Source organism: Vibrio sp. 1557, assembly GCF_033340175.1.
Lineage (GTDB): Bacteria > Pseudomonadota > Gammaproteobacteria > Enterobacterales > Vibrionaceae > Vibrio > Vibrio alginolyticus.
The window spans coordinates 24,702-37,730 of sequence record NZ_JAWOVZ010000007.1 but is presented as its reverse complement, the minus strand read 5'-3'; the positions used below and the strand labels follow the sequence as shown (position 1 = coordinate 37,730).

Here is a 13,029-nt window from a genome sequence, read left to right as displayed (position 1 = left end):
ATTTAATAATCATATTTTTCTATTTTTAACAAATAATAACAACTTTCTAAAGTTAACTTTGTACGTGATAAGCAAAAACACAAGAAAAGTAAGCCATAGTGTTGGTATATATAAAGGGAAATTTTCTCCGTATAAAGCAGAAGAAATCGCCCCCACAACTAATAGAAATGTAACTGTATATAACTTTAATCTTTTAATCGGAATCCACAGCCTTGATGAGAATTCTGTTCTTAAAACAAATAAAACAAAAAATGCAATACACGTGCTAATGCCAGCACCTTTGGCTCCCAATTGTGGTACTAACAAATAATTACCAATAATATTAGTTAGAAACGCAATTATCGAAGCTAACATTGAGAAGCTTGATCTGCGTGTTATCCCTATGCCTACTGCTGTTGTTTCTGATAGGGTATACAATAATGGCGCACCCATGCACACAATTAAAACCCATTGGACGCTAATATACTCTTCAGGTAATAGAAATGTTACTAACCATGAACATGCCCCAGCTAGTGAAAACAATACTCCAACTGCTAGCGTAATGTAGCTTGTTACTTCATGTACTTTATCTATATTTTCATTATTACTAGCCCACTTATAAACCGTTGGAGCCCATACAGTAGAGAACACAGACTGTAGAATAGTTGCAGCACTCGCAAAACTAATCGCAACAGAATATAAGCCTAATTCCTTATAAGTGGACAATGCCCTTAACATTAATTTGTCAGCAGCTGTTAGCCCCCAATATGCAAATGCACCTAGAACTAAAGGTAATCCAAACGAAAGCATTTCCTTGAATTTAGTCGAATCAAAGACTTCATCGATTGCTTTCTTTATTGTGTTTCTGACAGTCCAGGCCAATACAACTCCCCCACCTACCCCAGCAATTACATAAGCGTAAAGTAGGTGGTCAAAGCTTTTCCTTATATCAAGGATTATGTAAAGCCCAAGGACAACCAACACCATAATTTTTGGTAGCACTTGACTTAGCGAATAAGCTAGTCCTCTCTCCTCCATTCTCAGGATAAGAGAGAAGAATCGAGCACTCAGCGAAGTGACAATCAAAAGTATTGTCAATAAAGTAAGAGAAATTGAGTCTAACTCGAATAATAGAATAGATAATTTTGTATCAGTAAAAATGATGGTAAGTGTCGCGGCAACTAATAGAAATAGTGAGGTCGGTAACCATACTATCTTGAATAAACGTGCTTTATTATTTTCGTCATGATACTCCCTAACATAACTTTGATCTAACCCTAGGCAAAATACAAGAGTAGTCAAGCTAACGGTAATTTGGAGCATTGATATTCTGCCAACATCCTCCTGATTAAAAAACCAAGTTATAATTGGTAATGAAACTAAACCTAGGAGTGCACCAGCAATAGGACCTAATGCAAATTTAATTACTTTCTTCAACTCCATTAGTTCACTCAATTAGTTTTCTTGCATCGATCAATGCTTTGGTTTTAACTTCCATTGAGTCTCGTCCTATGTATGCTTTTAGGAATGTGATATTTTCCTCAATTTCATCTTTAGTCAATCGAGACTTCCAGCTGTCTTTTTCTAACTCTCCGATTTCAAAAACATGAACATTATGGCTTGTTAGGAAAGTATATATTGGATTTTCCTTATCAAGGAAGACTTTTGCACCAATAGATAGTGCAATAAATATATTACCTAGCCCTTGTTGCCTTTTATGAGGCATAATAACATATGCACACTCTTCTAATATTGAAAAGTATTCATTAATCGGAAGAAATTCCTTTAGAAAGTTAGCATTCCCTTGGTAATTTTCATTGACATAATCTTCAACTAATTGAGCATACTTACTACATCCATAGCTTAACGGAAAAACTAATTCATTCTTCATGCCGAGTCGGCTTACCAAGTCTATTGCATCAAAATGATTACAAGTTATATCAGCACTATTGCCTATGAGAATTTTATCTCCAGAAGCTGTGACACTGCCAACACTCCAATTATCCTCATATGTACCATAATTCCAGTCCATTAGTTTAGGTTTTTTTATTTTAGCCCAATTAATTAAATCATATTCTACATCTAATACAGGACAAAAGTAGTCAACTCTCTCAATCATACGAATTTTCTTAAGCATTCGAAAATGCTTTATAATTTTAAAATTCTTTACTTTACTAATGATGCTAGAATTCAGTTTTTTTTGATTAATATATACTTCTTTTGTTTTTTCAGATAAAAAAGACGTATAATCCCCGATAAGATCATAATAATCATACCCAAAACCAATCCAAATAACCTTAATCCCACTCGGTATATTGAAACCACTACAAAACAATGAATGAATAACTACTAGTCTGTAATCGCTCCAGAAACCTTCTTCTTTTGCTTCTTTTATTAATTGTTTCTGTGAAATAATCTTGTGAGGTTTACTTTTTACGTAAAAGAGACTGTCTCTATTCGATAAAATGAGCAAGTCGTTATTTCCAGAAGAAACAGATTCAAACATATTTAAGCCCATGTCTATGAACTTTTCATCTTTTGCAATATGTAGTATTCTGCTCATTATTTATTGCAACCAAATCTACTCAAAAAGTCAGCTTCAAAATTAAGTAATTCTCTTCGTCTTTCTTTTACCTTTCTTGCAGGACTCCCAGAAATAATAACAAATTCACCATATGACTTTGTTACGAGGGATAGAGCACCAACAGCAACTCCAACACCCAATTCCACTCCTGGTAAAACAATGCTGCCACTCCCGACAATTACATGCTTACTAAGGAATACGGGCTTAGAGCTTACATTGGTAAACTCATCTCCGACGGTTGGATTAGTCATAAACGCACCAGAATAGTCATCATTACTACTATAGATACTTACTCTGGATGATATTCCAGAAAAGTCATCAAGACTAATTTTACCCTGCCCCATGATTGAGCTATATATTGCAATATGAACATTTCTTCCAATATATATCCCTCCCTCACCAGCAGACAAAACTGCAAAGTCATCAATTCTAGAATGATCTCCAATTGATATATTCTTATGATTATATATACTGGCTTTACGTGATATTTTTACGTTATCACCTAAATATTTAAAACCCATACCATCTAATTCTTGAGAAGTGTAAAAACTCATTCTAATACTCCAGAAACTATAGCCGAAATCATTTTAACTTGTTCTACAGTCATGCCTGCATAAAAAGGTAAGCAAAGAATACGTTTGCTAACACACCTCGATTTAGACTGAACATTCATAGAGCATGTATGGTAAATAGTATCTAGTGAAGGGTAGAAATAGCGCCTCGGATATATGTCATTTTTCTCAAGGGCATCTTTAACACTTATAAGCTCTTTCTCATCTTTAAATATGACTGGCATATAGGATAATAATTCAGACGCTCCACTTATTAAGGCTTGCCTCCCAATATATTTAGGCAAAAACGTGTTATAAGCTAATAATAGTTCACGCCTTGCTGCTTTAATATGTTCTATTTCATCTAGCACACAGAGGCCCATTGCTGCCTCAAACTCATTCATTTTTGCATTAGTGCCCAAACTATCGACAAGCTTTCCATCTTCTAAGCCGAAGTTTATTAATCTCTTGACCTTCGCAGCAATTTCATCACACTGAGTGATAATTGCCCCACCTTCAATAGTGTGGAAGATCTTAGTAGCATGAAAGCTAACTGTACTTATATCTCCATAACTAAACAAACTTTTATTTAAATAGTTTACAGAGAACGCATGAGCAGCATCATAAATAACTTTCAAATTGTGCTCACTAGCTATTTTCCCAATATTTTCAACATCACAAGGATTACCAAAAACATGAACAGGGAGAATACACGATGTATAATCATCAATTAAAGACTCTAGAAGGTTAGGGTCTAGATTTAGGGTATTCTCATCAATATCACAATATACAGGTTCAAGCCCTTCCCATACTAACGTACTTGAAGTCGCAGCAAAGCTAAAAGGAGTGGTTATTACTTTACCTCTCAACTCTAACGCTTTATAAGCCACTTGGAGCGCTACACTACCATTTGCAACACAAATTACATGCTTAACTCCCAAATAACTCTCTAACCTTCGCTCCAATTCTTTTTGAAGTGGCCCCGAGTTGGTTAAATGACAAGAGCTATAAATATCATCAACATATGATTTGTACTTTTTTTTACTTGGTAAGTAGGATTGCGTAACATTTAACATTATTATCTCTCGACAAGACTCATCAAATATTGACCATATTCATTCTTTTTCATTTTTGAGCCTGATTTTTTTATATCCGAGCTACTAAGCCATCCATTGTTAAAAGCAATTTCTTCTAAACAAGCAATTTTAAAGCCTTGTCTCTTCTCTATGGTTTCAACAAATTGCGCTGCCTCAAGTAGACTTTCATGGGTTCCTGTATCTAACCAAGCAAACCCTCGACCTAGAAGCTCAACCTTTAGCTCTTTATTTTCTAAGTACTTTTGATTAATAGAAGTTATTTCTAGCTCACCTCTCTCCGATGGCTGAATTGATTTCGCAAATTCTATAACTCTATTATCATAAAAGTATAAGCCCGTTACAGCATAGTTCGACTTAGGATTTTCTGGTTTTTCTTCTATTGATTTTGCATTAAAGTCTTCATCAAACTCAACAACACCAAAACGCTCCGGGTCTTTCACTTGATACCCAAAGACTGTTGCTCCCACTTCTTTATTAAAAGAATCTTTTAGTTTTGTTGAAAAACCTGGACCATAGAAGATGTTATCTCCCAAGACAAGACAAACCGAGTCTTTGCCTATAAAATCTTCCCCAATAATAAATGCTTGGGCTAAACCGTCAGGACTTGGTTGTACTGCATAACTAAGATTAATTCCAAATGCAGAGCCATTACCAAGTAGGCGCTCAAAGTTTGGTAAGTCTTCAGGTGTAGTTATCACCAAAATATCTTTGATACCAGCGAGCATTAAAACTGATAATGGATAATATATCATCGGTTTGTCATACACTGGAATCAGTTGCTTAGAAATACCTTTTGTAATTGGGTAAAGACGTGTGCCAGAACCTCCAGCTAAGATTATTCCTTTCATTGTTTTCCTACACCTAAACGTTCTAGATTATAAGAACCATCTAAAACACGTTGCCACCAGTTCGTATTTTCTAAGTACCACTCAACAGTTTTCTTAATCCCACTCTCAAATGATTCATTTGGTGTCCAACCTAACTCTTTCTCAATTTTACTCGCATCAATTGCATACCTCTGGTCATGCCCAGGACGATCGGCAACGAATGTAATGAGATCTTCATAATTTTTGATATTTTGGAGTTTATTTGGTTTTAATTTGTCGAGTATTCGACAAATCGTCGTCACTACTTCAAGATTCGTTTTCTCGTTGTGTCCACCGATATTGTATGTTTCTCCAAGAACCCCTTTTGTTGCCACAAGATACAAAGCACGTGCATGATCCTCTACAAACAGCCAGTCTCTTATTTGTTGACCATCGCCATAAATAGGTAGAGCTTTTCCTTCCAGTGCATTTAATATAACTAAAGGTATAAGCTTTTCAGGAAAGTGATATGGCCCATAGTTATTGGAACAGTTTGTAACGACTGTAGGAAATTGATAAGTTCGAGCCCATGCTCTTACTAGATGGTCACTCGAAGCCTTTGAAGCAGAATAAGGGCTACTTGGAGAATAAGAAGTCGTTTCTGTGAATAAATCGGAAGTACCTTCTAAATCCCCATAAACTTCGTCAGTTGATATATGATGGAAACGAAAAATTTTTTTTCTCTCTTCATCAAGCTGTTCCCAATAATTTCTACTCACTTCCAACATGGTATAGGTACCAATGATATTCGTCTCTATGAACGCGGATGGACCATCAATGGAACGATCTACATGGGACTCTGCAGCAAGATGCATTACTAAATCAGGGTTATGTTGCTTGAAAACCCTTTCTAGCTCTTCTCTGTCACAAATATCGACTCTTTCAAATGAATAGCGATCGCTACTTGAGACTTCCGTTAGCGACTCTAAATTGCCTGCGTATGTCAGTTTATCAATATTAACAACGCTATCATTAGTATTAGTAATTATATGCCTAATTACAGCGGAACCGATAAAACCGGCTCCACCTGTCACAAGAATTCGCATTACCAGATACCCTTAGTATCAATTAAAAAGTCTGAACTAATAGATTGTTCTTTAAATTCTGTGTGATCAACGAGCATTATATGAATATCAGCAGTCGACTTTGCAAAGTCAAAACTCTGAAGTTCAACGTGCTCCAATGAACTTGGTAACTGGTGAATATTAGGTTCAACAGCAATTACGTTCCCAGTGTGAAAAGAAGCTATTTCTTTTACGATCTGCATTGCAGGGCTTTCACGTAAATCATCGATATCAGGTTTAAAGGCTAAACCATAACATGCAATTGTAATCTCTTTGGCTGTTTTATCAGCATTCTCTTGCAAGAAATCCGCAATTGCCATTTTTGTTTTATTGACAACCCAACTAGGCTTGCTGTCATTCACTTTACGTGCAGTATGAATAATCTGAGCTTCTTCCGGCGTTTTTGAAACGATAAACCAAGGGTCTACGGCGATACAATGTCCACCAACACCCGGACCAGGTTGAAGGATGTTCACGCGTGGATGACGGTTTGCTAGTGCAATTAGCTCCCAGACATTAATTTCTAACTTGTCACAAATAACAGAAAGCTCATTTGCAAATGCAATCTGAACGTCACGAGAGCTGTTTTCAGTCAACTTTGCCATTTCAGCAGTGCGCGCATTAGTAATAACACATTCGCCTTGAACAAATGTTTGGTACAACTCAACTGATCGTTGCGAACATTTAGGTGTAAGGCCGCCAATTACACGATCATTTTCAACCAGTTCTCGAACGACATGACCTGGCAACACACGCTCCGGGCAATGTGCAATGTTAATGTCCGCGTTTTCGCCATGAGTTTGAGGGAAAGTAAGGTCTGAACGTGCCTGAGCTAGCCAATCTGCCATCTGCTCAGTAGCTCCTACTGGTGAAGTCGATTCTAGGATAACTAGATCTCCCTTCTTTAAGACAGGAGCAATTGCTTTACTCGCAGCTTCAATGTAAGAAAGGTCAGGAGCTGGGACTTCACCTACTTTGCAAGGTAAGAAGGGGGTTGGAACAGCTATAAGAAAAGCATCAGCCGCTTCTGGAGTTATCACCGCTTTTAGGTAACCTTCTTTAACTGCGGCATTTACGATCATATCAAGCTCAGGCTCAACGATATGGATTTTACCTTGATTGATAGTGTCAACAGCATGTTGGTTAACATCAACACCAATAACTTTTTTTTTGCGTGATGCGAACATTGCTGCTGTTGGCAAACCAATGTAGCCCAAACCTACAACTGATACTGTTTCAAAAGACATATATACTTCTCGTTAAATTAAATTATTTTGCTAGAACATCTAGAATTCGTTGACATGCTTTTCCATCCCCATAAGGGTTATGTGCAAAGCTCATTTCTTTGTATGCTTGTTCATCCTGAAGCAGCGTCGTTAAACCAACAACGATTCGGTCTATGTCAGTACCAACCAACTTAACGGTGCCAGCTTCTATAGCTTCTGGGCGCTCTGTAGTGTCTCTCATTACTAATACCGGTTTACCTAGAGAAGGCGCTTCTTCTTGAATGCCACCCGAATCAGTAAGTATGATGTGCGCTCTATTCATTAAGTAGATAAACGGTAAGTATTGTTGAGGCTCGATCAAATGCACATTGTTGATGCCCGCAAGAATTCGATTAACGGGCTCTCGTACATTCGGATTCAAATGCATAGGATAAACAATTTGAACTTCTGGATGTTTTTGCGCTGTCAAAGCTAGAGCCTCGCAAATACGCTCAAAGCCGCCACCAAAACTCTCTCTTCTGTGACCTGTAACGAGTACTAACTTTTTATCTTCACAAAGGAATGGGAATTGCTCCGATAACTGCTGATGAAGAGACTTATCATGATCAATTTTATCTTTAATCATCAATAGTGCATCGATAACCGTGTTCCCCGTCACAGAGATATTCTTTTTATCGAAATTCTCTTGTAACAAGTTATTTTGGGATGTTTCTGTTGGCGCAAAGTGATATTGCGTTAATGCTCCCGTCAACTTTCTATTTGCTTCCTCAGGCCAAGGAGAGTAGATGTTGCCTGTCCTTAAACCTGCTTCTACATGACCAACTGAAATTTGTTCGTAATATGCAGCAAGGCTAGCTGCAAATGTAGTTGCAGTATCACCATGGACTAAAACAACATCAGGTTTAAACTCATGTAATACTGGTTTTAATTCCAATAAGATCCGTGCAGTCACGTCATTAAGTGACTGACCTACTCTCATTAAGTTAAGGTCATAATCTGGTTTTATCTCAAATAGCTCAAGGACTTGGTCCAGCATCTCTCGATGTTGGGCTGTCACACAGCACTTTGCTTCAAATCGTTCGTCGGAAGCTAAAGCATGAACTAGAGGCGCCATCTTTATTGCTTCTGGTCGAGTACCAAATACCGTAAGAACCTTTTTTTTCATGGTCAAGATCAATAATCCCTAAGTTATAAAATTCAATGAGCTTAAGACTCAATCGACTTATTCTTCTTAAAAAATGACAACCTTATTAATACAATAGCCACACCAAGCATTCCTCCCAGTAAAGTACCTAAAACACACATAATTGCTCTTTTAGGTCCAGATTTAAGCTCTGGCGCGACAGCAGGATCAACAACTTTAAAGACAAACTCGTCTTGTGCCTGAGCAAGCATTAAACTTTTAGTCTGTTCTTCAATTAAGCTATAGAAGGTTGTCTGCATTTCTGAAATAGAAGTTTTCTCTAACTGAGCATGTAAATAATTAAGATTATTTGTCGCATCAGATATCGCTCTATCTCTCATGACGTCATTAATGTCTTCTATCAACCAGTCTACCCATTGCTTAGCAATAAAAGGAGAAAAGTGGCTTACTGATAAGTTGTAAAGCCCAGTATCTTCATTTAGTGAAACGCTTAGTACCCTTTTAATGAACACTTCATATGCTTCTTGGGCAGTAGGCTCAGCTCCTCGCATTCCGTCCGCTGGTCGCAGCCATGTTTGCGATTGGATGTCATAAACTTCAGGATCGATAACAAGCTCATTATCTCCTAAGTTCCAGCCTGTACTCGCCATTAAAGGAACGAGTAATCCATGCTTAGTAATGAACATATTTACGAAATTTCGGGACTGTATAACTTGAACAGCCAAACCACTTTGACTAGATTCACCAGCACCTAAATTTACCCCTGCTAAAGCCGCAATACTTCCCAATTGTCCGGAAACATTGCCAAACCCAGATGCGGAACTCATCTCGGATGGAGCCAATAGGGCATCTGCTCTGTATATGTTTGGTAAAGATAAGGAGTAAGCAACTGAGGCTATCGCAAAAATAACTAAAAAGCCGATAATAGTCACTTTGCCTTTCCACAGTACCGACAATAACTCTTTCAGTGAAACTTCATCATTATTGAAGTTAACCTGCGGTTCTTGCATAGACATAAAAATCACCTTAAGACCAATTAAAAGAGCACAAATTATCTAAGTGCATTAATCGCAACACCCGTTTGGTAAAGGATCTGTGTAGCAGCAGTCCAGGTGCTTAATGCATCACGGTAGTCTGTATCAATTGGGACTACGATCGTATCACCAGCTTTTAGTTCTTCTGTGTTATTTCCAAACCAATAACCAGAGGATGGTTTGTAAACTGAACCATCAGCTCGTACTACAAAGATACGGTCTTCGTCCGCTTGCTTCTTGGCACCACCGGCTTTGTTAAGATAGTCATCGACATCAAGTTTGTTGTCCAACAAGTAAGTAATTGGAACCTGAACTTCACCCATAATTGAGACTGTGTTGCGGAAGGTCGGCACAAAGAGGAAGTCTCCATCTTCTAGCATAAAGTCTGCTGAACGCTCACCTTTTAAGATACGGTTTAACTGTACCACCATACGGCCAAGTGCTTTGCTGCGACTTGCTTCCTCTACAAACGCTAACGTTTTCTCTGGGTCTGAAATTACAGAACCTATATTACTATCTGCTCGAAACGTCTTCTTCGCTGTTTCTTTTCGCATATCTGCGGCGTATTGATTTAAGAGCTTCTGCTCTTGTAAGCGTAATGCTTCACGCGTAAATATTGCTCCTTGAGGGTGAGCAAATTCGGTTAGGCCGCCCGCTCGGTCCAATAACTCACTTAAGGTTTCACCTTGGCGCACGGTATAGGTTCCAGGGAAGCGAACTTCACCTTGTAAAGTGACTGTGCTTTGTAGCTTCACATTTGGCTTTTCGAGGATGTTCAAACGATCTCGGCCTACGATAATTGCATCGTCTGAAGCACTGCCTTGTATTGCTTTACGTAAATCAATGCGTTCAACATCAATATACGCACGCTCATCCGCACTATTAATCGCGGTTCGCGCTAGTTCTGCATTAATTGTGAATGCGTTGTAAGTCAAACCACCAGCAGCTTCAATAAGCGTTGATACCGTCATTCTTGGAGTGATCGGGTAGCGTCCTGGGTGCTTCACTTCACCAAAGACTTCAGCAATTTGAGGGGCTAGTCCCAAACGAGACTGTTGCTGAAGTTGTAACAACACTGGGGCAAGTAAAGTGCGACGAGTATTTTGCTTCAGCTTTTCAAAATCTTCCTCTGTAATCTCTTTACCACGGAAAATGATTTTAGCAGGTTTCGCCTGCTCTGTGGCGTTCTGGTTGTTCAGCATACCGTTTTCTGAATGCGAAACGGCAACAGAAGAGCTCATAACTTCTTGCTCTTTCTGTTGTTCCAGCTCAGCTTGCTCTTGCGCTTGCTCCAATGTTTTTGCTTTTGAAACAGCCTCTTGTGTTGCCAATGTATCCAAATCTTCGTTATTAAAGCGGTTGAAAACCAATATACGATCTCGTGAGTGTAACTTAAGGTTGTCTTGGCTACCTGGTGATAGAATCGCGTTGGCTAAGCTTAGTTGGAACACCTCAATATCACGCTGTGGATTAATCTCTCTTACCACAACCGCATAGTTAACATCAGCTGTAGAATTAAAAGCTGAGTCAACAGATTTGAAAAGATCGGCAACACGAAGGCCATTGCGCCATTCCACATAGCCAGGATGACGAACATCTCCCTCTATCTGCACGTAACGAGTAAGCTCTTCGCTTTTTTTCAAGATCTTGATGGCGTCTCCATTTTTAACTTTACTCTGTCGATCTTGCGTTTTATTGAAATCAAGCGTCAAAGCCTCACGAGCGCCATGTGAAGCGTAGCGTTTTATCTCCAACTGCTCGGCATGAGCATTCGCAGTAAAACCACCAGCCATCTGAATAAGTTGCTGGTAAGTTTCACCTGCCTTGACTTCATAAATTGCCGGACGGTTGATCTCGCCTTCGATAGACACTGTATCGTTAACAGAACCAATTAAAACAACATCATCCGGTAGTAAGCGCACATCATTACTTGCATCACCTTTTAATAACAGGTCATACATATCCAACTTACGAATGATTTTACCATCACGCTTTAGCTGGATATCTCTCAGCGCCCCACTTTCACCAAAACCGCCGCTGTAATAAATAGCTTGTGAAATTGTCGTTAATGCGCTAACCGTGTAGGCACCTGGCTTATATGCATCACCCATTACAAACACTTGCATTGTGCGCAATTCACCCAATGAAATATCACTGCGCACACCAATCATTTGTTCTTTTACACGTTGTGTAAGAGAGTCTCGAACATCAGAAAAGTGCATGCCAGCAACATTTACCGGCCCAAGTGAGGGGAAGTTGATTGTGCCTGCGCGATTTACACGTAAGCGATGTGTCTCGTTCTCCTTACCAAACAACTGCACAATGATTTCATCACCAGCCCCCACAGTGTAATTTGCCGGTACAGGAACATCACTGATCGGAGCAAACGTGCTTGGAGAACCAGCAAAAAGATCTAAACCAAAGCGTTTAAGCTCTTCCTTCTCGTCTTTTTTGAGCCATTGTTCCTCTATATTGGAAGATACAGCACCACTAGATTCAGCCCTAGGTTTGATTACTTGCGGGTTTTCGTAAGGAGACTTGTTTGAAGATGAACTAGAAGGAATGGAGAAACCATATTTACTCGCCAAGGCCTGTTGTTGGTCGGCGGGTAGATTTTGAAACATTTTTATTTGTTCTGGAGTGGGTGTTTGTGCCATCGAATAAGACGCAAACGTACTTGCCAATATAAAAGCGGCAATAGAGAAATATCCTTTAAACATGGTATGTCACTATAATAATTGAATAAAAGACCCTAGCCCCAAGTTTGAGCTCTAGGTATTTAAATTAGAATCGGTGCTGAAAACCCAGTGTAATCGAGTTAAGGCGAACTTGGTCTTCAGAGACGTTATCAACGAACTCAAATATCACCGCGCTTTGGTTGTTTAAAGCGTAGTGCATACCTAACCCAAAACTAAATCCTTGTTCTTTGTGAGAACCTACATTTTGTAGATCGAGCTGAACGCTTGAATACCCAGCTAAACCATAAAGTGCAACTCGCTCTGAAACTGGCATATTCAACTTAACAAAGCCGCTCAAAACGCTATCAACGGCAAGACCGCTGTCACGTTGAACTGATGTCCCATAACGCCCTTCTAAGCCAATATAGTCATTAAAGAAATAACCAGCTTGCGCACTAAGAAGAAAAGGACTCCCCTCTTTTACGGACTCAGAAGACGAGCTTTTCAGTTCTGCATTTGAGTAGCTCACTAACGCACCAGCATAAAAATCGGCTGACGCTGAAAAAGAACTCAGGCTTAAGCCCAGTGCACTAAGTATTCCTAAACAATGCTGCTTTCTTATCACGTAAAAAGTTCCTAGTACTGGTAATAATATGGACTGCCAAAGCAAAGTTAAGCGTGCTATGCAGGCCATTAAATACTGAAGAGTTGGTACGCTACCGCCCTGAGGCGTTGAGCGTAAGCCACTGTATCGCTTTCCATATGGTGTAAGTAAAAACGACCTATTAACTCCAAACCTCTAGTCC

General features: G+C 39.0%; 11 protein-coding genes. All 11 read right to left on the bottom strand.

All coding sequences use genetic code 11. The features are described from left to right. Positions 1-9 precede the first annotated feature (9 nt). Positions 10-1,434 (bottom strand): lipopolysaccharide biosynthesis protein, encoded by a 1,425-nt coding sequence (locus R7070_RS10990; RefSeq protein ID WP_171344423.1) that lies wholly within the window; start codon positions 1,432-1,434, stop codon positions 10-12. After that, complete coding sequence (locus tag R7070_RS10985; protein ID WP_171344424.1) at positions 1,427-2,542, bottom strand: TDP-N-acetylfucosamine:lipid II N-acetylfucosaminyltransferase; 1,116 nt, start codon at positions 2,540-2,542, stop codon at positions 1,427-1,429. Before R7070_RS10985 ends, R7070_RS10990 begins: the two co-directional genes overlap by 8 nt. After that, on the bottom strand, positions 2,542-3,117 hold the full coding sequence (locus tag R7070_RS10980; RefSeq protein ID WP_171344425.1) for an acyltransferase: 576 nt from the start codon (positions 3,115-3,117) through the stop codon (positions 2,542-2,544). Before R7070_RS10980 ends, R7070_RS10985 begins: the two co-directional genes overlap by 1 nt. After that, complete coding sequence (locus R7070_RS10975) at positions 3,114-4,190, bottom strand: DegT/DnrJ/EryC1/StrS family aminotransferase (protein ID WP_216600559.1); 1,077 nt, start codon at positions 4,188-4,190, stop codon at positions 3,114-3,116. Before R7070_RS10975 ends, R7070_RS10980 begins: the two co-directional genes overlap by 4 nt. 2 nt (positions 4,191-4,192) lie before the next feature. Further along, on the bottom strand, positions 4,193-5,059 hold the full coding sequence (gene rfbA / locus R7070_RS10970) for a glucose-1-phosphate thymidylyltransferase RfbA (RefSeq protein ID WP_171344426.1): 867 nt from the start codon (positions 5,057-5,059) through the stop codon (positions 4,193-4,195). After that, the gene (rfbB, locus tag R7070_RS10965) at positions 5,056-6,123 is read right to left on the bottom strand and encodes a dTDP-glucose 4,6-dehydratase (RefSeq protein WP_256900475.1); all 1,068 of its coding nucleotides are present in this window, start codon (positions 6,121-6,123) and stop codon (positions 5,056-5,058) included. Before rfbB ends, rfbA begins: the two co-directional genes overlap by 4 nt. Beyond that, entirely contained in the window at positions 6,123-7,388 is a 1,266-nt protein-coding gene (wecC, locus tag R7070_RS10960; protein ID WP_171344428.1) for a UDP-N-acetyl-D-mannosamine dehydrogenase, read from the bottom strand. Before wecC ends, rfbB begins: the two co-directional genes overlap by 1 nt. Positions 7,389-7,410: 22 nt before the next feature. Next, a complete protein-coding gene (wecB, locus tag R7070_RS10955; RefSeq protein WP_256900476.1) occupies positions 7,411-8,532 on the bottom strand; it encodes a non-hydrolyzing UDP-N-acetylglucosamine 2-epimerase in 1,122 nt (373 codons plus the stop codon). A gap of 41 nt (positions 8,533-8,573) precedes the next feature. After that, a complete protein-coding gene (locus R7070_RS10950) occupies positions 8,574-9,527 on the bottom strand; it encodes a Wzz/FepE/Etk N-terminal domain-containing protein (protein ID WP_256900477.1) in 954 nt (317 codons plus the stop codon). 35 nt (positions 9,528-9,562) lie between these two features. Then, the gene (locus tag R7070_RS10945; protein WP_256900478.1) at positions 9,563-12,265 is read right to left on the bottom strand and encodes an SLBB domain-containing protein; all 2,703 of its coding nucleotides are present in this window, start codon (positions 12,263-12,265) and stop codon (positions 9,563-9,565) included. Between the two features lie 64 nt (positions 12,266-12,329). Further along, on the bottom strand, positions 12,330-12,848 hold the full coding sequence (locus tag R7070_RS10940; RefSeq protein ID WP_047103814.1) for an outer membrane beta-barrel protein: 519 nt from the start codon (positions 12,846-12,848) through the stop codon (positions 12,330-12,332). Positions 12,849-13,029 lie beyond the last annotated feature (181 nt).

Excerpts from the sequence above, each read along its gene's own strand:
- R7070_RS10985 (WP_171344424.1), bottom strand. The coding sequence starts at position 2,542 with ATGAGCAGAATACTACATATTGCAAAAGATGAAAAGTTCATAGACATG.
- R7070_RS10980 (WP_171344425.1), bottom strand. The coding sequence starts at position 3,117 with ATGAGTTTTTACACTTCTCAAGAATTAGATGGTATGGGTTTTAAATAT.
- R7070_RS10975 (WP_216600559.1), bottom strand. The coding sequence starts at position 4,190 with ATGTTAAATGTTACGCAATCCTACTTACCAAGTAAAAAAAAGTACAAA.
- rfbA (WP_171344426.1), bottom strand. The coding sequence starts at position 5,059 with ATGAAAGGAATAATCTTAGCTGGAGGTTCTGGCACACGTCTTTACCCA.
- rfbB (WP_256900475.1), bottom strand. The coding sequence starts at position 6,123 with ATGCGAATTCTTGTGACAGGTGGAGCCGGTTTTATCGGTTCCGCTGTA.
- wecC (WP_171344428.1), bottom strand. The coding sequence starts at position 7,388 with ATGTCTTTTGAAACAGTATCAGTTGTAGGTTTGGGCTACATTGGTTTG.
- wecB (WP_256900476.1), bottom strand. The coding sequence starts at position 8,532 with ATGAAAAAAAAGGTTCTTACGGTATTTGGTACTCGACCAGAAGCAATA.
- R7070_RS10950 (WP_256900477.1), bottom strand. The coding sequence starts at position 9,527 with ATGTCTATGCAAGAACCGCAGGTTAACTTCAATAATGATGAAGTTTCA.
- R7070_RS10945 (WP_256900478.1), bottom strand. The coding sequence starts at position 12,265 with ATGTTTAAAGGATATTTCTCTATTGCCGCTTTTATATTGGCAAGTACG.